General features: G+C 65.0%; 25 protein-coding genes. 7 read left to right on the top strand and 18 right to left on the bottom strand.

The window, feature by feature from the left end:
- Positions 1 to 59: 59 nt before the first annotated feature.
- The 8 genes from AB4Y82_RS09965 to cdd form a co-directional block, all read right to left on the bottom strand.
- Positions 60 to 1,256 (bottom strand): GGDEF domain-containing protein, encoded by a 1,197-nt coding sequence (locus AB4Y82_RS09965; protein ID WP_441602942.1) that lies wholly within the window; start codon positions 1,254 to 1,256, stop codon positions 60 to 62.
- A gap of 207 nt (positions 1,257 to 1,463) precedes the next feature.
- Positions 1,464 to 1,829: a hypothetical protein gene (locus tag AB4Y82_RS09960; protein WP_121882187.1), complete on the bottom strand. Its 366-nt coding sequence runs from the start codon at positions 1,827 to 1,829 to the stop codon at positions 1,464 to 1,466.
- 99 nt (positions 1,830 to 1,928) lie between these two features.
- Positions 1,929 to 2,498: an NUDIX hydrolase gene (locus AB4Y82_RS09955; protein WP_441602941.1), complete on the bottom strand. Its 570-nt coding sequence runs from the start codon at positions 2,496 to 2,498 to the stop codon at positions 1,929 to 1,931.
- Positions 2,499 to 2,568: 70 nt separating this feature from the next.
- A complete protein-coding gene (locus AB4Y82_RS09950) occupies positions 2,569 to 3,531 on the bottom strand; it encodes a DMT family transporter (RefSeq protein ID WP_441611257.1) in 963 nt (320 codons plus the stop codon).
- Between the two features lie 177 nt (positions 3,532 to 3,708).
- Positions 3,709 to 4,533: an AraC family ligand binding domain-containing protein gene (locus AB4Y82_RS09945; RefSeq protein ID WP_441602939.1), complete on the bottom strand. Its 825-nt coding sequence runs from the start codon at positions 4,531 to 4,533 to the stop codon at positions 3,709 to 3,711.
- Between the two features lie 127 nt (positions 4,534 to 4,660).
- Complete coding sequence (locus tag AB4Y82_RS09940) at positions 4,661 to 5,560, bottom strand: 5'-3' exonuclease (protein WP_441611256.1); 900 nt, start codon at positions 5,558 to 5,560, stop codon at positions 4,661 to 4,663.
- Complete coding sequence (locus AB4Y82_RS09935; protein ID WP_441602937.1) at positions 5,548 to 6,117, bottom strand: nitroreductase family protein; 570 nt, start codon at positions 6,115 to 6,117, stop codon at positions 5,548 to 5,550. The genes AB4Y82_RS09940 and AB4Y82_RS09935 overlap by 13 nt, the downstream gene beginning before the upstream one ends.
- 101 nt (positions 6,118 to 6,218) lie before the next feature.
- Positions 6,219 to 6,626, bottom strand: a complete 408-nt coding sequence (gene cdd, locus AB4Y82_RS09930; protein ID WP_441602936.1) for a cytidine deaminase — start codon at positions 6,624 to 6,626, stop codon at positions 6,219 to 6,221.
- Positions 6,627 to 6,796: 170 nt separating this feature from the next.
- Here cdd and AB4Y82_RS09925 point away from each other — a divergent pair, with 170 nt between their 5' ends.
- Positions 6,797 to 7,897: an NAD(P) transhydrogenase subunit alpha gene (locus AB4Y82_RS09925; RefSeq protein WP_441602935.1), complete on the top strand. Its 1,101-nt coding sequence runs from the start codon at positions 6,797 to 6,799 to the stop codon at positions 7,895 to 7,897.
- A gap of 43 nt (positions 7,898 to 7,940) precedes the next feature.
- Here AB4Y82_RS09925 and AB4Y82_RS09920 read toward each other — a convergent pair whose 3' ends face one another.
- Genes AB4Y82_RS09920 through AB4Y82_RS09910 form a run of 3 tightly spaced genes read right to left on the bottom strand, consistent with a single transcriptional unit; the run spans position 7,941 to position 9,522 of the window.
- Entirely contained in the window at positions 7,941 to 8,555 is a 615-nt protein-coding gene (locus tag AB4Y82_RS09920; RefSeq protein WP_441602934.1) for a DUF3106 domain-containing protein, read from the bottom strand.
- A 2-nt stretch (positions 8,556 to 8,557) separates the two neighbouring features.
- A complete protein-coding gene (locus AB4Y82_RS09915; protein ID WP_441602933.1) occupies positions 8,558 to 8,941 on the bottom strand; it encodes a hypothetical protein in 384 nt (127 codons plus the stop codon).
- Entirely contained in the window at positions 8,938 to 9,522 is a 585-nt protein-coding gene (locus tag AB4Y82_RS09910; protein ID WP_441603153.1) for an RNA polymerase sigma factor, read from the bottom strand. The genes AB4Y82_RS09915 and AB4Y82_RS09910 overlap by 4 nt, the downstream gene beginning before the upstream one ends.
- 138 nt (positions 9,523 to 9,660) lie before the next feature.
- On the opposite strand from AB4Y82_RS09910, the gene AB4Y82_RS09905 reads away from it, so the two are divergent.
- Both AB4Y82_RS09905 and AB4Y82_RS09900 read left to right on the top strand, forming a co-directional pair.
- Complete coding sequence (locus tag AB4Y82_RS09905; protein WP_441602932.1) at positions 9,661 to 9,966, top strand: NAD(P) transhydrogenase subunit alpha; 306 nt, start codon at positions 9,661 to 9,663, stop codon at positions 9,964 to 9,966.
- Positions 9,966 to 11,396, top strand: a complete 1,431-nt coding sequence (locus tag AB4Y82_RS09900) for an NAD(P)(+) transhydrogenase (Re/Si-specific) subunit beta (protein WP_441602931.1) — start codon at positions 9,966 to 9,968, stop codon at positions 11,394 to 11,396. Before AB4Y82_RS09905 ends, AB4Y82_RS09900 begins: the two co-directional genes overlap by 1 nt.
- 7 nt (positions 11,397 to 11,403) lie before the next feature.
- Here AB4Y82_RS09900 and AB4Y82_RS09895 read toward each other — a convergent pair whose 3' ends face one another.
- Entirely contained in the window at positions 11,404 to 11,844 is a 441-nt protein-coding gene (locus AB4Y82_RS09895; protein WP_441602930.1) for a hypothetical protein, read from the bottom strand.
- Between the two features lie 234 nt (positions 11,845 to 12,078).
- On the opposite strand from AB4Y82_RS09895, the gene sufT reads away from it, so the two are divergent.
- Entirely contained in the window at positions 12,079 to 12,636 is a 558-nt protein-coding gene (sufT, locus tag AB4Y82_RS09890; protein WP_046973058.1) for a putative Fe-S cluster assembly protein SufT, read from the top strand.
- A gap of 178 nt (positions 12,637 to 12,814) precedes the next feature.
- Here sufT and AB4Y82_RS09885 read toward each other — a convergent pair whose 3' ends face one another.
- The gene (locus AB4Y82_RS09885) at positions 12,815 to 12,973 is read right to left on the bottom strand and encodes a hypothetical protein (RefSeq protein WP_441602929.1); all 159 of its coding nucleotides are present in this window, start codon (positions 12,971 to 12,973) and stop codon (positions 12,815 to 12,817) included.
- Positions 12,974 to 13,435: 462 nt separating this feature from the next.
- On the opposite strand from AB4Y82_RS09885, the gene AB4Y82_RS09880 reads away from it, so the two are divergent.
- Positions 13,436 to 16,090: a protease pro-enzyme activation domain-containing protein gene (locus tag AB4Y82_RS09880; RefSeq protein ID WP_441602928.1), complete on the top strand. Its 2,655-nt coding sequence runs from the start codon at positions 13,436 to 13,438 to the stop codon at positions 16,088 to 16,090.
- Between the two features lie 73 nt (positions 16,091 to 16,163).
- On the opposite strand, the gene AB4Y82_RS09875 is transcribed toward AB4Y82_RS09880, so the two are convergent.
- The 3 genes from AB4Y82_RS09875 to AB4Y82_RS09865 form a co-directional block, all read right to left on the bottom strand.
- Positions 16,164 to 16,655: an asparaginase domain-containing protein gene (locus AB4Y82_RS09875; protein ID WP_441602926.1), complete on the bottom strand. Its 492-nt coding sequence runs from the start codon at positions 16,653 to 16,655 to the stop codon at positions 16,164 to 16,166.
- Positions 16,656 to 16,836: 181 nt separating this feature from the next.
- Entirely contained in the window at positions 16,837 to 18,483 is a 1,647-nt protein-coding gene (locus AB4Y82_RS09870) for an acyl-CoA dehydrogenase family protein (RefSeq protein ID WP_441602925.1), read from the bottom strand.
- Positions 18,484 to 18,874: 391 nt separating this feature from the next.
- Positions 18,875 to 19,873 (bottom strand): aldo/keto reductase, encoded by a 999-nt coding sequence (locus AB4Y82_RS09865; protein ID WP_441602924.1) that lies wholly within the window; start codon positions 19,871 to 19,873, stop codon positions 18,875 to 18,877.
- A gap of 144 nt (positions 19,874 to 20,017) precedes the next feature.
- On the opposite strand from AB4Y82_RS09865, the gene AB4Y82_RS09860 reads away from it, so the two are divergent.
- Positions 20,018 to 20,923, top strand: a complete 906-nt coding sequence (locus AB4Y82_RS09860) for a LysR family transcriptional regulator (protein WP_441603152.1) — start codon at positions 20,018 to 20,020, stop codon at positions 20,921 to 20,923.
- On the opposite strand, the gene AB4Y82_RS09855 is transcribed toward AB4Y82_RS09860, so the two are convergent.
- Positions 20,924 to 21,685: a class I SAM-dependent methyltransferase gene (locus tag AB4Y82_RS09855; RefSeq protein WP_441602923.1), complete on the bottom strand. Its 762-nt coding sequence runs from the start codon at positions 21,683 to 21,685 to the stop codon at positions 20,924 to 20,926.
- An 11-nt stretch (positions 21,686 to 21,696) separates the two neighbouring features.
- Positions 21,697 to 22,695 carry a transporter gene (locus AB4Y82_RS09850; RefSeq protein ID WP_441602922.1) on the bottom strand — a complete coding sequence of 333 codons (999 nt, stop codon included), beginning with the start codon at positions 22,693 to 22,695 and terminating at the stop codon, positions 21,697 to 21,699.
- 101 nt (positions 22,696 to 22,796) lie between these two features.
- Here AB4Y82_RS09850 and pdxR point away from each other — a divergent pair, with 101 nt between their 5' ends.
- A complete protein-coding gene (gene pdxR / locus AB4Y82_RS09845) occupies positions 22,797 to 24,272 on the top strand; it encodes a MocR-like pyridoxine biosynthesis transcription factor PdxR (RefSeq protein WP_441602921.1) in 1,476 nt (491 codons plus the stop codon).
- The last annotated feature ends 624 nt before the right edge of the window (positions 24,273 to 24,896 follow it).

Here is a 24,896-nt window from a genome sequence, read left to right as displayed (position 1 = left end):
CGGCTTCGCTTGCAGCAGGAAGCCGGCCGATCCGTTTTCACCGATCGCGCGACGGCCGGTCAGCAGCGCGAATCGCCCGCTTCGGCCAGCCGCGCATCGTGGTCGCCCGCGAAACTGACGCCGTTGCGGCCATCGAACTTGGTGCGATACATCGCCTGGTCGGCCTGGCGCACCAGATGCTCGAAACGCGTGCCCTGCCGCGCCACCGCGACGCCGATGCTGGCGGTGACCGGGATGGTCTGCTCGCCCATGTGCGCATGCGAATGCGTCAGTGCGAGCCGCAGGCGCTCGGCCGTCTCCAGTCCCTGCACCAGGGTGGCCCCGGGCAGCGCCACCACGAACTCCTCGCCGCCGTAGCGACTGGCCAGGTAATCGGGCCGCTGCACCGCCTTGCGCAGCATCTGTGCCACGTGGCGCAGCACCGCATCGCCGGCGTCATGGCCCCAGCGGTCGTTGATCTGCTTGAAGTGATCCAGATCGAAAATGAGCAGTGCAAACGGCTGCCCGCGTTCCAGGCAGCGCTCGAGCGACGCACGGCCCTCCGCCACGATGGCGCTGCGATTGAGCAGGCCGGTGAGGCCGTCGGTGCGCGCCGCGCGGCGCAGGTCCACCACCAGCCGTTCGGTGATGAGCTGCAGCAAGGCGAAGTACGAAGCCAGCGTGGTGAGGATGCCGACCACGTAGGTCGCTGCCACGGGCATGCCGGCGGTCATCAGGTTCTGGCTGGCGCCAGGGTCCAGCGGAGCGAATACGCGGGCCAGGTAGAACAGGCCATTGGTCACCAGCACGGCGCCGGCAATGCGGCAGCTCTTGCGGATGTCCGGCTCGCTGTAACGGAGCAACAGGTACGCATAGGCGAAATTGAACGCCATCGCCTGCAGGCTGCCGGCCAGCAAACGTGCGCCCAGGTTGGGCGTGACAAAGGCGAACCAAGCGATGGCGCCGGTATAGACCACGGCGAAACTGCCCGGCCAGCGCCAGCGCATCGGCAAGCCCAGGTGCTGGGCAATGCCCTTGAGCGTGAGGATGTTGCCGGTGACCAGCAGGCCGTTGCCGACGACGATCGAAATGACGTCGGGGATGTGGTTGCGCAATCCGATCAGCGTGACGCCGAGGGTATTGATCCAGATGCTGGCCACCCAGATGCGCAGCACCTTCTGTGTGTTCAAGACCGCCATCAACGACGTAAAGCCAACCGCCGCACCGATACCCATCAGCAGGCAGGCGAGAGTCAGGGTTGGGATGTCGAGATGCATGGCTCTCCCTGGTGCCAGGTCCCTCCCGGCCGAGAGGGCGCCCTGGGCCTCCGATGAGGCGGTGTCTGGGTCTTCCCAGCATATCGGACAAACGCTCGAAAACTTGAACTGCGTCACACTTGTTCAAGCCCGGCGCAAAAAAAGAGGCCCCGGGAGGAGCCTCGAAGAAAAGCAAATAAAGCGTAGGGGCTTACACCAACGCGAGGTTTACCAGGTGCGCACGTCGGCCACGCCGACGGTGTACTGCTGCATCTCGGGGTCGAAGCGGAACAGACGGCCCAGATCGAACTCCACCGACTGGCCCGGGCCGATGTTGGTGGTGCCGGCCGGCCAGCCCTTCTTGCTCTGGATGACCTTGCCCGAGGTGTCCTTGGCGTCGATGCTGATCTGCGCGGCGGCAGCTTCGGCGCAGTGGTTCACCAGCGAGCCGCTCAGGCTCAGGCGGGCGGCGGCGCCGGCGCCGACGAGCTTCATCTTGAAGTCCTGCACGGCGAAATCGGTCGGGGCGCAAGCGGCGTGGGCGGCCAGCGGAGCGGCCAGGAACAGAGCGGCGGCGATCAGGGTCTTCTTCATAAGGGGATCCATGATGTGGTCAGGTTGGGATGGGTCGACATGACTCACATCGGCGTCCCCGCCGAAATCTTTAGCCCCCGCTGGTGCTTGCGTTCAGCTTCACGCCCTCGGCTGGGTGTGCTCGATAAACCACAGGCCGGCGAACAGCTTCGGGTCGATCGAGTAGCCCTCGGCGGCACGCGCAAACAGCCACTGGCCGGCCTGCGCCCGCGGCACCTCGTGGACGATGATGTTCTCGCTCTCGTCGCCGCCGCCGTGGCCGACCTTCTCAAGATCCCAGGCCCGCACGAAGGCGATCATCTCGGTGCTCATGCCCGAGGACGACGGCCCCTCGTGGATGAACTCCAGGCGTGCGCAGCGATAGCCGGTTTCTTCTTCCAGTTCGCGGCCCGCCGCCAGCAGCACATCTTCATCGCCATGCTCATGCAGGTCGCCGACCAGGCCGGCGGGCATCTCGATGGTGTGCTTGCGGATGGCCACGCGGTACTGCTCCACGAACAGCAGCTTGTCTTCCGGCGTCACCGCCAGAATGATCACCGCGCCGCCGGGGTTGTTGCGCTCGGCAAACTCCCAGCGCCCGCGCTTGCGCAGGCTGAGCCACTTGCCGACGTACAGGGTTTCCACCGGTGCGTCGGCATCGGCGGGAATGCGGGAGTCTGGCTGATTCATCGGCTTGGCCGCGTGGCAGGAGGGGAGTCATGCATGTTGCCGCGCGCTCCGGTTGGCCACAACCACGCGATCACTCCACCGCCAGTTCGACCGGCAACGGTTTGATGCGCACGGCCCACATCACGCCGGCAATGAGAAGGGCCACGCCTGCCAGAGTGAGCGCGCCGGGCGGATGGCCACGCAGGATGAAAGCGTAGGCAAGCGCGGCGAGCGTCTCGAACACGATCAACTGCCCGGCGATCGCCGTGGGCAGACGTTGGCTCGCGGCGTTCCAGCACAGCGCGCCCAGCCACGAGGCGAACAAGCCTATCGCCACCATCAGGCCGATGAAGCGCCAGGGATGCGGACCGAACGGCATGGCGAAGGGTTGGTCGGCGATCTTCATCCCAGCCCACAGCAAGGCATAGCCGCACACCGCCAGCGGCAAGGTAGCCAGGCCCAGCGCCGTGGCCCACGCGCGCGGGCTGCGATCCGGATGCCGGCGCAACCAGGCGGCATTGCGCAGCGGATACCAGGTCCAGCACACCACCGCGCCCACCGCGAGCAAACCGCCGCGCGCATAGCGCCACAGGTCCGCACCGGACGGTTGGCCAAGCATGGCGATCTCCGCCCGGTTCACGCAGGCGATGCCGATGGCGATCAGCCCCAGCGATGGCGCCAGCGAAAGCCATGGCAGGTGCCCATCGCGATGGCCATAGCGCAGATTGGCGGTGATCGCGATGACCACCGGCAGGCAGCCAATGATCATGCTCGGCAGCGGCGCGCCGGCCAGCTGGATCGCGCTGGCCAGGCACAGGTAATAGAGCAGGTTGCCGATGGCCGCGAGCTTGAGCGCTTCGATCCAGTCGGCACGGCTGAGCACGCGCAGCGCGCGCCGATCCATCCAGCCCAGCGGCAAGGCGATCAGCCCGAAGGCGAGGTAGCGGCCAACCGATTGCAATGCCGCCGGATACTCCGGCAGCAGCAGGGGGCTAACGAAGACCAGCCCCCACATCAGGCCGGCGGCGAGCGCGTAGAGAGTGCCTTTCAACATGCGGGCAGCGTGGCACTAAGAGCGGCCGCCGTCTTGTACGAGATTGCGCCCGCCGAGCGTTCCCGCTTTTCTGTGGGAGCGCACCCTGTGCGCGACTGGGCCTCGCGAAAGCCGACACTCGTGGCGAGATTCGTCGCGCACAGAGTGCGCTCCCACAAAAAAGCGGCGGATTGCTGGTTACGCGCGCACAGCCCGCTGGTACCGCGCCGGCGTCACCCCATAACGACGCGCAAACGCCCGCGTCAGATGCGCCTGGTCGGTCAACCCGACGGCCGCAGCTATCTGCGCAGGCGATTCACCACGCGACAACAACCGCTTCGCTTCGGCAAGCCGAAAGGCCATCAGCATCTGCTGCGGCGTGGCGTGATGCTGAGCCTGGAATTGCCTCAAAAAATGGAACGGACTCAGGCCTGCCACGCCAGCGAGTTCATCAAGCGTGAGCCGGTGCGCAAGATGCTCATGCAGATAATCCACCACCGGTGCAAAACGCGCCGCACGTCCATCCGTCGCCTTGAGTGGCACCCGCGCATGCCGGCGAAACTGACTCAGCAGTTGGTACAACAGACTGTCGAATGCCAAGGGTTCACGAGCCCGCCACAACGCATCAAGCAACTCGGTCACACGTCGTGCGCTCGGCAAATCCTCGCGCACCACATCGCTGAACCACCATGCGGACTCTCCCATCACCTCGGCCACCACGGATGGCTCGATATACGCCATGCGGTAATGCCAACCGCCGTGCGTTTCCGCGCGGCCGGTGTGCAACTCATCCGGGTTCATCATCACCACCGAATCGGCGGGAGCGAGATGATCGGCGCCGCGATAGCGAAACCGTTCCACCCCCGATTCGATCGCACCCAGGCCGAAGCCATCGTGGGTATGCGGATCGAATGCGTGACGCACGATGTGCGCGCGATAAAGCTCCACGCCCGGTCGATGCGCCACCAGCCGAAACTCGGCTTCGTCGCGCTGCGATGAAAAAGTGGAAGGCACGCCTTGCATGCCCTCATGCTACTGCGATTCGATCCCCTTGTAGGAGCGCACTTGTGCGCGACCGCGGACCGAAGGGCCGCCCTTCGCAGGTCGGTCGCGCACAAGTGCGCTCCTACAGCGATAGGCCAGGCCGCCTCTAGCTCAACAACGCCCTCAACCGCGTCCGCGTCAGCGGCCCAAAACGCAGCCGCTCACATAACGCATCCATCGCCTCCATTTCCCCACGCAAGCGCCGCAGGGCATCCGCTTCCGTCGGCACCGGCGCATCCAGCGCAATCCGCGTGAGACGCCGATACAGCCGAGCCGCCTCCGCATGCTCACGCAGCTTCGCCGCGCAACTGGCGGCGCCACGTATGCGCAAAAACTGCACCTCGTCCACGCGATCGAGCAGCGCATCGAGACTGCCGAAATGGGCGAGCAAGGCCGCCGCCGTCTTGGCGCCCACGCCGGGCACGCCGGGGATGTTGTCGACCGCATCGCCGCACAGCGCCAGATAGTCGGCCACCTGGTGCGGATGCACGCCCATGCGCTCGTGCACGCCGGCAGGGCCCCAGCGCAGGTTGCGCGCGTAATCCCATTGCTCGTCGAACTCGCCCAGCAGCTGGCCGAAATCCTTGTCGGCCGACACGATCACGCTGCGCATGCCGTGCGCCCGCAACGTCCACAAGGCGCTGCCGATCAGATCGTCCGCTTCGAAGGTATGGTCGATCAGCACCGGTATGCCCAAGGCCTGGGTCACTTCGCGGCACAGCACGAACTGGCGCTCCACATCCGGCGGCGGCAGCTCGCGATTGGCCTTGTAGGCCGGATAAATCGCGTTGCGAAACGAGGTGGTCAGCGAGGCATCGAAAGCCACCGCCAGGTGCTCGGGTTTGACCTTTTCCAGCAGTTCGCAAAGAAAGCGGGTGAAGCCGTGCACCGCGTTGACCGGATGTCCATCGGCGTCGTGGAACTCATCCGGCATGGAATGCCAGGCGCGGAACACATAGAGACTGCCATCCACCAGATGGACGGCTGGACGGCTCATGGCGTCCATGTGCTGACCACCTCGGCGAGTACCGGCCGCTCGCGATCGGGCACGTCGATCTGCGGCGTGCCGATATGCACGAAGCCGATGACGCTTTCGTTGTCCTTCAGGCCAAGCACGGCCGCCGCATCGCGATGATAAGCGGCCCAGCCGGTGAGCCACTGCGCACCAAAGCCCAGCGCTTGTGCAGCCAACAACAGGTTGTAAGCCACGCAGCCGGCGGACAGTTGTTGCTCGATCACCGGCACCTTGCTCTGCGCATCCAGCCGCGCGACCACCACCGCCACCAGCGGCGCAAAGTCGTAGCGCGTGCGGTCTTTCTCGCGCTTGGAATCGGCCATGTCGGGATTGACCTGCAGCGACAGCGTGGCCATCCGCTCACCGAAGGCGAGCTTGGCGTCGCCTTGCAGCAGGATGATGCGAAACGGCTCGAGCTTGCCATGGTCGGGCACGCGGATGGCCGCTTCGAGCAGCGTCTGCAGCGTGGCCGCATCGGGGCCCGGTTCGCCCAGCTGACGGGACGGAACCGAATGGCGCTGCTGCAGCAGGGAAAGATCGTGGGACATGGGGAGGTCCGGGGAGGCCAAACCCTGATGCTAAAGCCCCGAGGGGAGCGAGAGAAGCGGCGTGGACCGCTCACGTCTCGCTCACCGTCCTTTGCAACGCCTCAGCTGGCCAATCGGAACGACCCCGGCAGCAGCGCCTGCACCGTGGTTTCCTGCACGGCGCCGGCCAGATTGCCCAGCCACACCGGCGTGGCCTCGTCGCACAGCTCGGACATCACCTGGCGGCAGGCACCGCAGGGGCTGATCGGCGTCGGCGTATCGCCAATCACGGCCATGGCGGCGAAATCGCCCGGTCGGCAGCCGGCGGCCACGGCGGAGAACAATGCCGTGCGCTCGGCGCAATTGCACAGGCCGTACGAGGCGTTTTCCACATTGCAGCCGCTGAAATAACGGCCGTCGTGGGTCACCAGCGCAGCACCAACAAGGAAGCGGGAGTAGGGCGCGTATGCGTTTTCACGCGCCTGGCGCGCCAGGTTCAGCAGGATATCGGGAACAACGACAGCAGTCATCGGGATCTCCATAGCACGATCCCCACCGGAACTGCTTGCCTACGCGGTTTGCGTACCGGTGGCGGGCCAGTTAACTCCCTTGGCCGAATGACTGCAAGAGGGCGGTGGTCGGTCTGACGGGCCTTCAGATAGGATGCCTGCAGGTTCACCACTCTCGCAGAGGATGCACGATGCCGATCACCGTGGCTGCATTGCGCGAAACCGCCGCTGGCGAACGCCGCGTCGCGATCACACCGGAAGTGGCCAGGAAGCTGCGTGGCAAGGACGTGCGCGTGCTGCTGGAACGCGGTGCCGGCGCAGCCGCCGGTTTCCCGGACAGCACCTATGCCGATGTCGAATTCGCCGATGCCGACAGCGTGCTGGCGCAGGCCGACGTGTTCACCTGCGTGCTCCCTCCCGACGACAGCGTGTGGGCGCGTTTGCGCGAAGGCGCGGTGGTGGTGGGCCAGTTGCGTCCCTACGGCGCGGCGGCACGTATCGTGGCCATGGGCAAGCAGCGCCTGACGGCTTTCGCGCTGGAATTGCTGCCGCGCACGACGCGTGCGCAAGCGATGGACGTGCTCAGCTCACAGGCGGCGGTGGCTGGTTATCGCGCCATGCTGATCGCGGCGGAAGCCTCGCCCAAATTCTTTCCCATGCTCACCACTGCCGCCGGCACCATCCGCCCCTCGCGCGTGCTGGTGATCGGCGCCGGCGTGGCCGGCCTGCAAGCCATCGCCACCGCACGCCGGCTCGGCGCGCAGACGGAAGGCTATGACGTGCGGCCCGAAACGCGCGAGCAAGTGGAATCGCTCGGCGCGAAATTCATCGAGCTGGGCGTGAGCGCCGCCGGCAGCGGCGGCTATGCGCGCGAACTCACCGCCGAAGAACGCGCGGCGCAGCAGCAAGCCCTGGCCGAACATCTGAAGAGCGTCGATGTGATCGTGACGACCGCGGCCGTGCCCGGTCGTCCGTCGCCCAAGATCGTCACCCGTGCGATGGTCGATGGCATGAAGCCCGGCGCGTTGATCGTGGATCTGGCGGCGGAGGGCGGCGGCAATTGCGAGCTGACCCAGCCGGGCGAGCGGGTGGAGCACAACGGCGTGGTGATCCTGGGCCCGCTCAACCTGCCGGCCGGCGCACCGCTGCATGCCTCGGAGATGATCGCGCGCAACGTGTACAACTTCGTCGAACTGATGTTGCAAGGCGGCGCGCTGACGCCCGACTTCAACGATGAGCTGATCGCCAAGAGTTGCGTCACGCGCAACGGCGAGCCCCACTTTCAGGGTTGACGCAACGCAGGTAAAAAAGCCCCGCATCGCGGGGCTTTTCGATTCAGTGCCTGGGACCGCCGCCAGGGGGTCCCTTGGGCGGCGGACCCATCGGGCGATCGCGCATTTCGCTATGCCACTGGCGCAGCAATTGCTCGCGCTGATCGGGCGACAGCTGCTGGAAGCGCTGGAAGGCGGCGTGCAGTTGCTCACGCTCCTGCGGCGGCAATTGCTGGAAGCGCTTGCTGTTCTCGCGGGCCTGTTCGCGCTGCTCCGGCGTCATCTTCTGCCACTGGTCGATGCGCTGGCGGATCGCCTCGCGCTGGTCGGGCGGCAACGACCGCCACTGCTGGGCACGCTGCAGCATGTGCGCCTGGCGCTCCGGCGGGAACGTATTCCACTTGTCAGCCAACGGAGCCAGGATCGTGCGCTCGTCCGGCGACAGGCTCTGCCACGGGCGCGGTTGCGGCGGCGGCCCCGGCGGTGTGCCAGGCGGTGGGCCGGGAGGCATATCGCCCCGCGGCAAGTCGGGCGGAAAAGCCCCGCCACCTGGCGGCCCATGCGGAAAACTATCCTGCGCGCCCGGCGGCGGCGGATTCTGCTGGGCCATCGTGGTAGTGGCGATGCCGCTGAGTCCAAGGACTAACAACAGCGACATGAAAACACGGCATCGACGCATGGTTACCTGCTCGCCTCGCTATCGCTGTTCTTGGCCAACCAGCCGTAGAAATCCAGGTTCTGGTACAGCGTCGGATCGGCAGCAGCGGCATCGGGCGGCAGTTCGCCGTCGACATCCACGACCTGGCTGGCGCCGGCGGGCTTGACGGTGGTGGGGCGCTGCACCGGCGAAGACATGAACAAAGCGACGAACGCGATGGCGGCAAACGCCCCTGCCGGCAGCAGCAGCTGCAGCAGTCGGTGCGCCAGCGAGGACTTGTCGGCTTTGGCTAGCGCGTCGCGTCGGGCTGCACGCAGGCGGGCGGCCACGGCCGGGTCGAGCTGGCGCGAAGCCTCGCGATACAGCTCACGGGCGCGACGTTCGAAGTGGTTGTCAGGCGCATTCATCGCCATGCCTCCAGTTGGTCGCGCAGACGTTGCAGCGCGCGCGACAGGTGTGTTTTAACGCTCCCTTCCGAACATCCCATGGCCTGGGCGGTTTCCGCCACATCCAGGCCTTCCAGCACGCGCAGCATGAAAGCTTCGCGTTGACGCTGGGGCAGCAGTTTCACGGCTGCCGCCATATCCGCGTACGACTGTGCATCGTTCAGGCGCTCCAGCGGGCCGGGGCCGGTGTCAGCCGGTTCCCAGGCGGGCAGATCTTCGCCGTCATCATCCTTCCCGCCCAGCCAGCCCACCATGATCGAGCGCACTTTGCGGCGACGCTGTAGATCCACGATGCGCCGGCGCAGGATGCCCCAGAACAGGGGGGTCCATTCCTGCGCGGGTTTTTCGCTGTAATGCTTGACCAGCCTCAACATGGCGTCCTGGACGGCGTCCATGGCATCTTCGCGGTGCCCCAGGTTCAGCTCGGCCATGCGAAAGGCGCGGCGTTCCACCTGGGCCAGGAAGGCGTTCATCGACGCGGGGGCCGCCCGAACGTCCTCCGCCAACAACTCGGTATCGAGCGTGGAGACGGCGCTGTTCATGCCGTCCTCATCCGGTTCGTCGGCTCGGCCATCGTGAGACTCCATCGGTACGTCCTCTGCTATCAACGTCCGACGCTCGCACGCGTTGACCCGCAACCGTATAGTGCGGCTACACCGATGTCCTGGCGGGGAGGGGTCATGCTCGACGGTTTCCTGGCGCTTTATGTCTTTATGCTGGCCGCTTTCACGGGATACGAGATCATCGCCCGGGTACCGGTCATTCTGCACACGCCGTTGATGTCCGGCTCCAACTTCATCCACGGCATTGTGCTGGTGGGCGCCATGATAGCGCTAGGCCACGCCCAGACCCCGTTCGAGATGACGATCGGATTTATCGGGGTACTACTGGGTGCCGGCAATGCCGCCGGCGGTTATGTGGTGACCGAACGCATGCTGGAGATGTTCAAGTCCAGCAAGCCCAGCGCCGGCAAGGAGGCGAAGTAATGGCCTGGCTGCCGGTTCTGATCAAGGCCTGTTACTTCCTCGCTGCCCTGCTGTTCATCCTCGGTCTCAAGCGCATGAGCTCCCCGCGTTCGGCGCGGGGCGGCATCGTGTGGGCCGGGGTGGGCATGCTGGTGGCGGTGCTGGCCACCTTCGCCCTGCCGGACCTGCACAACCGGGGGCTGATCCTGGCTGCCGTGCTGATCGGCGTCTCCGCGGCCTGGTGGTCGGGACGGCGCGTGGCCATGACGGACATGCCGCAGATGGTCGCCCTCTACAACGGCATGGGCGGCGGCGCGGCGGCAGCGATCGGCGCCGCCGAGCTGTTCAGTTATGCCGGCAACGCCGTGACCCTGCTGGATGGCGGGCAGTTCACGGCCAGCGGGGCCGATACCCCCGGCACGGCGCAACTGGTGCTGGCCGTACTCGGTGCGCTGATCGGTTCGGTCAGCTTTTCCGGCTCCCTGATCGCGTTTGCCAAGCTGCAGGGCTGGCTGGACCGCCGCTTCGTCTTCCCGGGACAGCGGGTGGTGAACCTGCTGGTGCTGGGTGCCGCCGTGGTGTTGGGCGGGATGATCGCCAGCGGCCACTTGAGCATGCCGCTGATCGTCACCTTCTTCGGGCTGGCCCTGCTGTTCGGCCTGATGATGACCCTGCCGATCGGCGGCGCGGACATGCCGGTGGTGATTTCGCTCTACAACGCCTTTACCGGCCTGGCCGTGGCGTTCGAGGGTTTTGTGCTGCAGAACGAGGCGATGATCATCGCCGGCACCGTGGTGGGCGCCGCCGGTACCTTGCTCACCCAGCTGATGGCCAAGGCGATGAATCGCTCGATCGGCAACGTGCTGTTCGGCAGCTTTGGCGCAGCCGGCGGTGCGGCTCAGGAGATTGCCGGCAGCCAGAAACCCATCGAGGCCAGCGATGCGGCGGTGATGATGGCCTACGCCGAGCGCGTGGTGATCGTGCCCGGTTACGGCATGGCCGTGGCCCAGGCGCAGCACAAGGTGTGGGAATTCGCCAAGCTGCTGATCGAGCGCGGCGTGAAGGTGAAATTCGCCATCCATCCGGTGGCCGGCCGCATGCCTGGTCACATGAATGTGCTGCTGGCGGAAGCGGGTGTGCCCTATGACCTGATCGCCGACATGGACGACATCAATCCCGAATTCCCGCAGACCGACGTGGCCCTGGTGATCGGCGCCAACGACGTGGTCAATCCGCTGGCCAAGACCGATCCGTCCTCGCCGATCTACGGCATGCCCATCCTCGATGTGGCCGACGCCAGGCAGGTGATCGTGGTCAAGCGCGGCAAGGGCACCGGCTTTGCCGGCATCGAGAATGCGCTGTTCTACGCGGACAACGCACGCATGCTCTACGGCGATGGCCAGGCGGCTGCCAGTGAACTGGTCGCCGCGCTGAAGACGCTGGAGAGTTGAGGCCCGATCAGCCGCCGGTCTTCGGGGGCTGGTCGTGGCGGAATGCGACGAAGGCAGCGATGCCCATGCCGGCAAGGAACCAGACGTCGTCGACGGGCGTGCAACCCAGTTCGGCGAGCTGGAGCAGCAGGCCCAGACCGGCCGTGCGCATCGAATCGATCAGGCCCAGGCCCATGAGTCCGGAAATGCGGGCCGCGGCCGTCAGCACGTTGACGTAGAGCACCGCGACGAAGGTCGCCGTGGCGGCCAGAAGGGCGGCATGACCGCCGGCCGGGCGAACCCAATGGCGCACGGCCTTGCCCAGCAGCCAGCCCGCCGGCAGCGCCAGCCAGGGCAGGGGGTGGCGCGAGTAGAGCGTCGGAACCATCCAGACCGCCCCGGCAGCCAGCCCCAGCATCAGGGCGCTCACCAGCGCGAACAACAGGGAAAAGGTGGCCCGCACCTTCATGAGCGGCAAGCGACAAACTGGACGGCGGACACGGTATTTCCCGGGCGTAAAACTCTCATGATAGCGCGCGGCGGCACGTCGCTGTCCCCGGCCTGAAGTCCCGTGACGCCGCGTCCCCCTTGAGATTGAGGCGGCGCGACCTGATTTCGTCGGCATGACCGGTCGTCAACCGGCATAATAGACAGCTTGGCGTGGCGAAGGCCGCGCCCAACGATGAGAGTTGGCAGGATCGGCATGAGCGGTTTCAGTCTAAGCAGCGAACCTTTCACCCTGGAGCGCGACTGCCAGGCAGTCATGGTGCCCCAGGGCGAAACGGTCAGCCTGCCGGCCGGCCAGATCGGTTACATCACCCAGGCGCTGGGCGGCAGCTTCACCGTCTATGTGGAAGGCAACCTGTTCCGCATCGCCGGCAACGATGCCGACGCGCTGGGCAAGGAACCGCCGCCGCCGATCGAACTGGCCAGCGATGCCAGCGACTCGGACGTCGAAGCGCTCGTGTGGCAGCAGCTGCGCACCGTGTTCGATCCGGAAATCCCGATCAACGTGGTCGAGCTCGGCCTGGTCTATGACGTGAGCGTGGAGCATCCGGCTCCCGACCAGCGCAAGGTCTACGTGAAAATGACCTTGACCGCACCGGGCTGCGGCATGGGCGACATCCTTGTCGACGACGTGCGCACCAAGCTCGAACTCATCCCCACCGTCGCCGAAGCCGACGTGGACCTGGTGTTCGATCCGCCGTGGAATCATTCCATGATGTCGGATGCGGCCAAGCTCGAAACGGGCATGCTCTGACGCCGCAACGCCGGCGTGTTTCCTGTTGAATCGATGATGTGCACGGCATCGCGCCGTGCGCCGATCGTTTGCGTTCGATACGTTTGATACAGATCGCTGCGCCCACTCGCGGCGACGACAGGCTGCACTCCGCAGTCTGTTTTGTCGTGTTCGGCAAGCTCGTCGGCAGGGTCCGGATTTAGCCGGGAGTTAGCTTCGTCAGCATGGCGTGTAGAGCTTGCTGCGGCGCTTGCGCAATAACTTTCGCGCCTTCGCTTTCGAGCTGAAAGACGCCGGGTTGAAGGCCAAAATTTTCGAATCGATATAACTCGCGCCAGAGCGCCAATGTGATGTTCATCCTGATATTGAGAACGGCATCACCACTTTTTATAAGTGTTTAATCAGTCGGGAAATTAATTGCGTTCCTGTGGCTGTCCGCTTGGTGCAAGAAAACGCATGAAAAAACGAATCAACGCAATCGATCGCAGCTAATTGCTGTTTATCGCGGATTTTCAGGCATGCGTTGCTGTCATTGACGCATCGAATTTTCTTGATTAGCGTCAATTAATCCGTCAGCGGGAGGGTTGACGGATGGTCCTTTGGCGACGAGGGCACCGGCATTCGCGCGGTGGGCGTCGTTTAGCGAGTCTTCGTTCGGGCGTGCCGTTCCATGGAATGGCAGGGGGAAAGCAGGCCCGGACGTCTATCGGATCGCAGCACAGTCACGAGACCCGAGGCCGCGCACAGCGGCGCCTTCATGCATGTGGTGCATCGCACCGCATCGGGTCGGTTCGTCCTCAAAAACGTCAAGGAGACAAGAATGACTGTTCGTATCGATTTGCGGGGAAAGGCGATTCGCAAGGCACTGCTGCCGATGGCGATGTCGATGGCCATGGCAGGGTCGCTGCATGCGGCGACCAACGATGCCTGGGTAGGCGTCCGCACCCAGGCGGCCATCAGCCGCTCGTCTGGGCTAAGCACCGCAGCCACCACGGCGGCGGCAGGCAATAGCACCTGGACACTGAGCATGCACGGCTCGCCCACCGTCGACGCGGCCACGGTGTCGCCGCTGGAAGCGAGCAAGCCGGTGCATGTGGCGCTCAGCCTCAACCTGCGCAACGTGGATGAACTGGAGAGGTTCCTGCACGCAGTGAACGATCCCGCCAGCGCGCAGTTCCATCAGTTCCTCACGCCTGCGCAGTTCAAGGCACGCTATGCGCCCACCGACGATCAGGTGGCGCAAGTGCTGGCGCATCTGCGCCAATCAGGCTTCAACCATGTGCAGGTGTCGCCCAACAACATGTTGATCGAGGCCGATGGCAACGCCACCTCGGTCAACGCGGCCTTCCGCACCACCATGCGCACCTTCGCCTTTGGCGGCAAGCAGCGCATCGCCAACGACTCGGCCGTGCAGGTGCCGGCTGCGCTCGGTGGCATCGTCAACGCCGTGCTCGGCCTGCAGAACCTCAACGTGCCGCACACCATGCATCACATCGTGGGGCCGGTGCATGCGAACGCGAACAACGTCGGCATCCAGGCCGCGGCGGTGCAGACCTCGCACAGCCCCAAGGATTTCCCCGCGATCTACGACGCAGGCAGCACGCCGACGGCATCGTCCACCAAGGTCGGCATCATCACCTGGGGTGACATGACCCAGACCATTGCCGATCTGAAAACTTTCACTACCGGCGCCGGCATGAGCACGGTGAACACGCAAGTGGTGAAGACCGGCAGCCAGGCCTATGCGGACGATCCCGATGGCGACGGCGAATGGAACCTGGATAGCCAGACCATCACCGGTACCTCTGGCGGCGTGAACACGCTGATCTTCTACTCCGCGCCCAACTGCGCCAACGACAGCTGCCTCACCGATGCGGCCATCACCGCGGCGTACAACCGCGCGGTGACCGACAACACGGCGAAGGTGATCAACGTGTCGCTGGGCGAGGACGAATCGGCGGCCAATAGCTCAGGCACGCAGTCGGCCGACGATGCGATCTTCGCGCAGGCGGTGGCGCAGGGTCAGACCTTCTCCATCGCTTCGGGCGATGCCGGTGTGTACCAGTGGTCCAGCGATCCGACCGAAGGTGCCCCGGGCTACGTCGCGAACTCCGCGGGCACGGTGAAAATCTCGCTCACCCATTACTCCGTGAGCGAGCCCGCCAGTTCGCCGAACGTGGTGGCGGTCGGCGGCACCACGCTCAGCACCACGGGCACCACGTGGTCGGGCGAGACGGTGTGGAACGAAGGCCTGGCTGCCGTCGATCCGAACAATGGCGACAACAACAAGCGCCTGTGGGCCACCGGTGGCGGCGTGAGTCTGTTCGAAGCCGCACCCAGCTGGCAGACCTCTGCGCTGGGTTCGTCAGTGACCAAGCGTCAGGTGCCCGACGTGGCGTTCGATGCAGCGCAATCCACTGGCGCCAACATCGTGATCCAGGGCCAGACCTACCAGATCGGCGGCACCAGCCTTGCCTCGCCGATTTTCGTCGGCATCTGGGCGCGCATTCTCTCGGCCAACAACAACACACTGGGCTTGCCGACCCAGAACATGTACGCGCATTTCCCCACCGACGCCACGCCGCTGCATGACGTCACCTCGGGCAACAATGGCTACAGCGGCAACGGCTACACGGCCAAGGCCGGCTACGACAACGCCACCGGCTGGGGCTCGCTCGACATCGCCAAGTTCAACAGCTACGTCACTCAGTACTGGGGCGGTGGCGGCGGCGGCACGGGCGGCACGCCGACGGCGAACTTCAGCTTTGTCACCAATGGCCTCACCGCCAACTTCACCGACAGCTCGACCGATACGGGCGGCAGCATCTCCTCGTACTCGTGGACCTTCGGCGATGGCGGCAGCGCTACAACCGCGAGCCCGAGCCACACCTATGCCGCGGCCGGCACGTATAGCGTCACCGAGACGGTGACCGATGGCGTCAGCGCCAAGACCTCGAGCAAGACCTCGTCGGTGACGGTGACGGGCGGCGGTACGCCGTCGCAGCTGATCGTGAACCCGGGCTTTGAAACCGGCGCGGCCACCCCGTGGACGATCAGCTCCGGCGCGCTCTGCAGCAACAGCACCTGCAGCGGCGAGACGGCGCATGCCGGCACCTGGTTCGTGTGGCTGGACGGTTACGGCAGCGCGCACACCGACACGGCGTCGCAGAAGGTGACCATTCCCAGCGGCAAGAGCTCGGCTACGTTGACCTACTACCTGCACATCGATACCGCCGAGACCACCAGGACCACGGCGTACGACAAACTCACCGTGCAAGTGCTCAACAGCAGCGGCACCTTGCTGAAGACGCTGGTCACGTACTCGAATCTCAACGCAGCGGCGGGTTACTCGCTCGCGACTTTCGATCTCAGCGCGTACATCGGACAGACGGTGACGATCAAGTTCACCGGCACGGAGGATTCGTCCGAGCAGACCTCGTTCGTCCTCGATGATGTAAATCTCAACGTGCAGTAATCACGGTGTTGTAAAAGCAAAAGGCCCGGTCAGTGATGGCCGGGCCTTTCTCTTTGCAGCGATAGCGTGGCAATCAGCCGTTGTTCTCTTCAAAGCGATTGGCGTCGCGGTTCTTGCGCACCTTGGACGGGTCCCACACGCGGCCGTTCATGGTGATGTACACGCCATCGGGCAGGGTCTGCACGGCGGCCACGGCGCAGCCGATATTGAACACCGCATCGGAACCCTGGAAGCGCGCCGGATTGAGCGCACCGGTGAGCACGATCACCTTGCCCTTGATGCTGGCCAGTTCGCGTGCGGTTTCGACCATGGTGTCGGTGCCGTGCGTGACCAGCACGTGGCGATGCGGCTGCGCTTCGATGGTGGAACGCACCAGGGCGCGATCCTCGTCGCCCATGTGCAGGCTGTCCTTGCGCAGGATCGGGATCACGTCGAACTGGAACGCCACGCCCAGCTGGCTGAGGATGTCGCCGATCTGGGGCGAGCCGATCTTGTAGTCCGACTTGTCGTCGAAATAGATCTTGTCGATGGTGCCGCCTGTGGTGACGATGGTCAGATGCTGCATGGTCGGGAGTCGCCAGGGTGGGGGAGGCCGGTATTTTAGGGCCAACGACCGATCTCCGCATGCCCAGGCTCAGCCTGAGGCCCCTCACGCCCTTGTGGGAGCGCACCCTGTGCGCGAACGGCCCGCCTCAGTCCAGGCACGGCCAGTCGCGCACAGGGTGCGCTCCCACAAGGGCAGCGATTCAGTGCGGGCCGAGTAACAAAGCGGTATCGGTAGCGTCGGCGGTGGAGAAACGTGCCAATCCATGCGCCACGAAACGCCGCAGCGTAGCCCCCATACGCGCATGCCCATGCGGGGCCGACCACGTGTCATGACGCGCCAGCAGGGCCGCCGCGGTGCAGCGGGCGAGGGAGATCGCCAGTCCACGGGCGCCGGCTTCCAGCGACGCCCGCTCGTCGGCCCGCGAGTGCAGGTAGGCACCGGCACCATCCAGTGCCCGATGGATTTCCTGCCGCGCGTGCGCATCGATGCTGTCGGCCAGCCAGCCTTCGATCGCCGTGCGCAAGGCGCCGAGATTCTCCCCAGCCAGCGCGCGCAGACTGTCCAGCGACAATACGTTGGTGGTGCCTTCCCAGATCGCATAGACCTGCGCATCGCGCAGCAGCTGGGGCAGGCCGGTGTCTTCGATATAGCCGGCGCCGCCGAAACACTCGAGTGCTTCGGAGCACAGTTTCACTGCCAGCTTGCCGGTCCACAGCTTGGCCAAGGGCGTGAGCAGTCGCAGCAGGGCGATTTCATGCGGCTGCGCCACGCCGTGTTCCACTCGTCCGAGCAGATGCGCCACTTCGAAGGTGAGCGCAAACGCGCCTTCGAATTCGGCCTGCATGTCCGCGAGAGTCTGCGCATGCAGCGGCTGATCGATCAGTCGCTTGCCGAACGCCTGGCGGCGCGTGGCGTAATCGCGAGCCAGCGAAAGCGCCCGTGCCATGCTGGCGGTGGCGCCCACTGCATTCCACGTGCGCGTGATGTTAAGCATCGGCGCCACCTGGCGCACGCCGTTCGCCAGCTCGCCCAGCGGCCACGCCGGCAGACCGTCGAGATGGATCTCCGCCGTCGGCAACTCATGCGTGCCGAGCTTGTCTTTCAGGCGATCGATGATGAGTTCCGGCTTGCGGCGCTCGCCATCCATCGTTTCGACGTAGAACAGGGCAAGTGCGCCGGGGCCATTGCCTGCGTCCTCGGGGCGTGCGAGTCCCAGCGCCATTTCGCCGACCACCGCTGAACTGAACCACTTGCGTCCGTAGAGACGCCACTGTCCAGAGGCGTCCTGGCGGGCCATGGTCTCCGTATTGCCGACGTCCGAGCCGCCCGCGTTCTCGGTCATCCACTGTCCGCTCAACCAGAACGTGGACGGATCGCGACTGAGCAAGCGCGGCAGTGCGCGTTCGATGAGCGCCTTATTGCCTGAGGCCTTGAGCGCGGTGGCGGCGCCGTCGGTCATCGCCAACGGGCAGCTATAGAACTCGCTGGCCACGTGATACAGGTAGACGCGCGCGAATTCTTCCAGCCGTGCGTGCTCATGCGCCTCATGGCCCGATGCGAGCACCGCATATTTGGTGGTGATGTGCGGGCCTTCTTGCCAGGCTTGGGTGAGCTCGATGCGATCGACGCGGTTGCCCCAGGCGTCCCATTGCGTAAGCACGGGCTTGTGGCGCGTGCTGCGGCAGGCGCGCTCCCATTCCATCACGGCGTAATCGCCCAGCGCCTGCAGGTCGGGCTCGATGGCGGCGAGTCGTGCCGGTGGCAGCGCGCGCCGCAGCGTGGCGTGCAGCAGGGGATCGGCGCGATAGGGGTGAGCGAGCTGCGGTGGGGCTTGCAGGAATCCCATGGGCGGGGTCTCGGCGGAGCGGTGTGGTCGAGTATAGGTCTGGGGCGTGGCGGTGATGCAGGGCATCCGCCCGCCGCGTTATACCGGGGGCCCGAGGGTCAAGAGCCCGACCATGCCAGGCGTTGCCGGGAAGCTGTTTGTTTGTTGTAGGAGCGCACTTGTGCGCGACCGCAGCGCGTGGGTGTATCGCTCCGTCAGGTGGTCGCGCACAAGTGCGCTCCTACAAGGGAGCCGAGGCCTTGTTGGCGGATCAAGTCTGCGGCTGGCTATTTGTGGGAGCGCACCCTGTGCGCGACGAACCTACGGAGCGGTACACCCAGCGTGGCTGTCGCGCACAGGGTGCGCTCCCACAGACAAGCAGTTCCACTACCCACAAGGAGAGGAAGCTAACTCAATGCGCCCGCTCACTATCCAAATGCGCCATCTGCGCCGCGGCGTAACGCTCTCCGGCCGCCGAATTCTTCGGCACTGCAGCCTCAATGGTGGCCAAATCCTGCGCGCTCAGCGAAACCTCCAGCGATCCCAGCGCCTCCTGCAGTCGATCGCGGCGACGCGCGCCGACCAGCGGCACGATGTCCTTGCCTTGAGCTGCCACCCACGCAATGGCCAGTTGGGCGACGGAGATGTTTTTCTCTTCTGCGATGCTGCGTAGCGCGTCCACGAGCGCAAGATTGTGGTCGACATTGCCCGCCTGGAAGCGCGGGCTGATCGCACGAAAATCGCCCTTGCCGGCGTTGTTCTTATCCCAATGCCCGCTGATCAGGCCGCGCGACAGCACGCCGTACGCAGTGATGCCGATACCCAGCTCGCGACAGGTCTGCAGAATGCCGTCCTCGATGCCGCGCGAGATCAGCGAGTACTCGATCTGCAGATCGGCGATCGGATGCACGGCAGCTGCACGACGAATGGTTTCCGGGCCCACTTCGGACAGGCCGATGTGGCGCACGTAGCCTGCCTTGACCATATCGGCGATGGCGCCAATGGTCTCTTCGATCGGTACGTTAGGGTCCAGACGCGCGGGGCGATAGACGTCGATGTAATCCACGCCCAGGCGCTGCAGGGTGTAGGCGAGGAAATTTTTCATTGCGGCGGGGCGCGTGTCATTGCCGCCCCAGCCATTGGCCGGATCGCGCAACGCGCCGAACTTCACGCTGATCAGGGCTTTTTCTCGCGGCACGTTCTTCAGCGCCTCACCGATCAGCATTTCGTTGTGGCCCATGCCGTAGAAGTCGCCGGTGTCGAGCAGGTCGATGCCGGCGTCCAGCGCCGCGTGGATGGTGGCGATGCTTTCGGCGCGGTCGGACGGTCCGTACATGCCCGACATGCCCATGCAGCCCAGGCCAAGGGCGGAAACGCGGGGACCGGTGGCGCCAAGTTGACGATGTTGCATCGTGGGTTCTCCTGAAGGTGGCCGCGTAGGCGGTGAGGATGGCTCGGAGGGAAGTATGGCGGCGCGCTCGGTGTACGATAATCCGGTCCTATCCGTACGACCTGTGCCGGAATCCGCACAATGGAAGAGCTTGGCCTAGCCGATATCGAAGCCTTCATCGCGGTGGCGCGTGCCCGTGGTTTTCGCGGCGCGGCCCTGCAGGGCAATGTTTCCGCCTCGGCGTTGAGCGCGGCCTTGCGGCGGTTGGAAGCACGTCTTGGCGTGCGCCTGCTCAACCGCACCACACGCAGCGTCACGCCCACAGAAGCCGGGCAGCGCCTGCTTGATCGCCTGGCGCCACTGGTGGGAGAGATTGGCGGCGCGCTCGACAGCATCAATGCCTATCGCGACAGCCCTGCCGGCACGTTGCGCCTCAACGTGCCGTCCATCGTGGCGCGCCATGTGCTGCCGCCGATTGCGACGCGGTTCCTCAAGGCGCAGCCCGGCATCACGCTCGATGTGATCACCGACGATGCCTTCGTCGACATGCTGGCGGCGGGTTGCGACGCAGGCATCCGCTACGAAGAGCGCGTCGAGCGCGACATGATCGCGATGCCCATCGGTCCGCGCACGCAGCGCTTCGTCGCTGCAGCGTCGCCGGCCTATCTCGCCGAGCATGGACGTCCCGCCAAGCCGCAGGACCTGGTGAATCACGCCTGCATCCGCCATCGCTTTCCCAGCGGCGTGATCGCGGCCTGGGAGTTCGAGCGGCGCGGCAAGGTCGTGCGCATACGACCGGATGGCCGCCTGCTCGCCTCCACCATCGAGATGGAAGTGGAGGCTGCCGTCGCAGGCCTCGGCATCATCCACACCTTCGAGGAGTTCCTGCAGCCTGCGCTCGCCGACGGCGCCTTGCTGCCCGTGCTGGAAGAGTGGTGCCAGCCCTTCACCGGGCCGTTGCTGTATTACCCCAGCCGTGCACATATGCCGGCGCCACTGCGTGCCTTCGTCGATTTCATCAAGGGCGAAGGCACGCAGCAGGGGGACGGTGAAGTGCGCCGGACAAAGTGATCAGGGTTTGCGGAATTTGTAGATGAAGCGATCCGTGTTGCCTTTGACCGACGGGTCACGGATGCCCTTGGTGTGATCGTCGGCAGGATTGCGCAGCGCGTCGCTTTCGCTATCGAACTGGAAACCCACCGCCGTCAGTTCGCTCTTCACCGCGGCGGGATCGATGCGGTGCAGATCGTTGGTCTTGGTGATGCCCGTGCCGTCGGCCGCCGCATGATCGAGCACGATCAGGATGCCGCCGGGTTTCAGGGCGTCGAACAGGCTCTTGTCGAGTTTGGCCATGTCCGGCGTACCCATGAAGGGATCGTGCAGGTCGTGGTAGTTCTGCGAGGTCCAGATCACATCCACCGGTTCGGGCAACTTCAGTTCATTGACCGGTTCCACCAGCACGGTGACGTTGGCGTAACCCTCCTTGCCGGCAAAGCTGCGCACGCTTTCCAGGCCCTTGGGCGCGATCTTGTCCATCTCGGCGGGCTGCAGCGCGTAGACCTTGCCCTTGCTGCCGACCATGCGACTGAACAGGCGCGTGTAATAGCCCTTGCCCGGCATCAGATCCACGACGATGTCGCCGGGCTTGATGCCGGTATAGCCAAGTACGACGGCAGGCTTGCGCTGTGCATCCAGCGCGCGGTCTTGCTCAGGGCGGTTCTTGTCGGCGATGGCGAGCCCGACGAAGCTGGGCAGTGGATGCGTAGGCGCAGCCGCCATGGCCGCAGAAACAGTGAGCAACGCAGACACTACGATCAGGCAAACACGTTTCATGTCGTCAATCCTCAGTGCACGTAGTTGAGAGCGATCGCAGGCGTGACGGACGACGATGTGCGGTTGCCCGAAGGGATGACGCGCACGCCCAGCAAGAGGCCGATGTTCGGCGACCAATTGTATTCGACGGCCGGAGCGAAACCGATGTAACGGTTTGAACGCGCACCCAGTGGCGTGTCGGGTGGAAAGGGATCGTTGCTGGCGAACTCCTGACCGCCTACATGCGTGTTGCTGTTGTGGTTGTAGATCACATCGAGCGCCAGCACCCAGCGTCGCGTGAGGCTGTACTCGAACGAGGCATTGGCGAAGGCATTGTTGCCGGGGCGCGCATGGCCACGAAAACTTGCGTCGGTGCCGTAGACGCTTACGCCTTCCACATCCGCGCTGGAGGAAAACGAGAAAGAGATGTTGAAGCGCACGCGCAGGATGCGGCCATTGGGCATCCATAAATACGTTTGCGTATTCAGGCCGATGGTCGTGGTGTACGCGCCGGTGCCGAGGCCGTCGGCGGGGCGATCGCCAAGACGATCGTATTTCCCGGACGGAAACGTCTCCTGCAACTGGATCGCCACGGTAGGCAGCCAACTGCCTTCGTGGAACTGCCGCAACCGATATTGCGCCTGCAAGGTGATGTCGCCCACCTGGATGCCGCTGCTGTTCGGCGCGCCGCTGACGCGGTTGTAGCCGAACACCGGAATGATGCCCATGGTGAATTTGTTGGCCACGCCATAGTTGATGTACGTGCGTGAGCCAAAACTGTCCACACCACGACTGGTGACGTCGTAGAGGTAGGGCTCCAGAAGCATGTGCCCAGGCGGCAGGGTCTCGGCCGAGTTGGCCATCATCGGACCGGTCCACCAGGCGTTCTCGCGGGTTTGCGGCACTTCGGTTGCCGAGGACTCATCCTGCGCATACGCACGCTGGCACGTGCCCGGCAGGCACAGCAGCAGTGCCAGGCACAACACCAAAAAGCGTGTGTCGATCAGCGATGAGGGCAATGGGCTCTTCATGGTTGATGGCCAGGGCGGACGGGTGCAAGCTATGCCCGCAAGTGGTTGGCTTAAATAGCCACTTTGTGCCGGATCGACATGACCACTATGGAGTCGGCCCCATGCAGCGCATCCCCGCCGGATTTTTGCCCCCCGTTGCCATGGACGTCGGCAGCGATACGCCCATGTACCAGCAGTTGTCGGACTGGTTCCGCCGGGCCATCAGCAGTGGACAGTTGCGGCCGGGGCAGCGCGTGCCATCGACCCGCAGCCTCGCCAATGAACTGGGCATTTCGCGCATTCCCGTGCTGGGCGCCTACGAACAGCTGCAAGCGGAAGGCTTCCTCGAAACCTTTACCGGCGCCGGTACCTGCGTGGCGCGCGCCATTCCTTCGGACCTGACGGTGCAGCGGGTGAAGGCGGCGCGCCCGGAGCCGGCGGCGACGGGCGGAGGCTCGCGGCGCACCTCTCTGCGCGCCGCCCAGATGCGTACGCCGGATGCCACCTGGCTGGCCAATATGGGCGCATTCCGCGTTGGCCTGCCGGCGCTGGATGCGTTTCCTTCGGCGCTATGGTCGAAGCTGGTGAGCCGCCACGCGCGTCATCTGTCGGCGGAGGCGATGGGTTACGGCGACCCGATGGGCCATCTGCCATTGCGCGAGGCCATCGCCGAATATCTGGGCGTGGCGCGCGCCGTGCGCTGCGATGCCTCGCAGATCCTGATCACCACCGGCTCGCAGCAAGCGCTGCAGATCTGCGCCCACGTGCTGCTGGACCCCGGTGAGCGCGTGTGGATGGAGGATCCCGGTTATCCCGGTGCGCACCAGGCGCTGCGCACCGCTGGCGCGGAACTGGTGCCCGTGCCGGTGGATGCAGAGGGCATCGATGTGGCGCACGGCGCGCGTGCCGGTGCGGGCGCCCGCGCGATCTACATCTCGCCGTCGCACCAGTTCCCGCTGGGCATGGCGATGAGCGCATCGCGACGCATGCAGCTGTTGCATTGGGCGGCGAGCAACGACGCCTGGATCATCGAAGACGATTACGACAGCGAATACCGCTTCGGCAGCCGACCGCTGTCTTCGCTGCAGGGCGCTGACACGCATGCACGGGTGATTTATCTGGGCACCTTCAGCAAGGTGATGTTTCCCGCATTGCGGCTGGGCTACATCGTGGTGCCGGATGATCTCGTCGCCGATTTCCATGCCGGGCGCGATGCGATCGATACCTTCTCCTCCATGCTCTATCAGTCCGCCATGACCGAATTCATCCGCGAAGGCCACTTCGCACGGCATATCCGCAGCATGCGCACGCTCTACATGCAGCGTCGCGAAGCCGTGCACGACGCGATCGGCAAGTATCTTGGCGAGCGACTGGAAGTGATCGGCACGGAAGCGGGCATGCAGCTTGCGGGGCTCTTGCCGCATGGGGTGGATGACGTGGCGGTGTCGCGCAAGGCAGCGAGCAAGGGCGTCTCGGTGCGGCCGCTGACGCCGTGCTATCTGGAGCCGCCATCTCGGGGCGGGCTGTTGCTGGGGTATGGCGGGGCGAATCTGGCGCAGATTGATGAGGGGGTGCGGAGGTTGGCGGAGTGTTTTTAGCTGGGGTTGGGGTGTTTGCGTCTTTTGAGATGGTGGTGAGCTTTATCGTTGCTCGTTGTTCCTGCGAATGTGGCGCAGGCATTTATCGGGAGGAGTGCCGCTGGTTGCGCGCCATTGGTTTGGCTTCCGGATGCAGCCTGCCTTCTAGCTGGTCATCAAGGCGGAGGCCGCCTCTTTGCGCGTCATCCCGGTGCAGGCCAGAGGCGCTTCTCAACAGCGAAACTGGTCATCCAGATTCGTCAGTCTTCGGTTGTCGCCTCGAGGCAAGGGTGCCGCCTACGCGGCGGGCGTTTCGAACGGCTGCCGCCGCTCGAGTCACTTTTCTCTTGCTGGCCCAAGAGAAAAGTAACCCAAAGAGAATGGCCTAAAACGCCCGCAGCATCGTGCTTGGATAAGCCCGAACGCTTGAGGCGCGCTGTTGTGGGACAACCTCCGAGGGTACACAGCGGGTACCTCAATGCGCTGCGCAACGCGCCCGAATCGCTGAGGACTTAAAGCGGGGCCTCGCTTCGCATCGGCTTTGGGCATCGCTCATTTTCTCTCCAACGCCCGCTTGTCTGTGGGAGCGCACCCTGTGCGCGACAGCCACGCTACGGTGTACCGCTCCGTAGGTTTGTCGCGCAC

The sequence above is a fragment of the Dyella sp. 2YAF14 genome (assembly GCF_052114725.1).
Taxonomy (GTDB): domain Bacteria; phylum Pseudomonadota; class Gammaproteobacteria; order Xanthomonadales; family Rhodanobacteraceae; genus Dyella.
The sequence above is the reverse complement of the archived record's forward strand: the minus strand, read 5'-3'. Positions and strand labels throughout refer to the sequence as shown.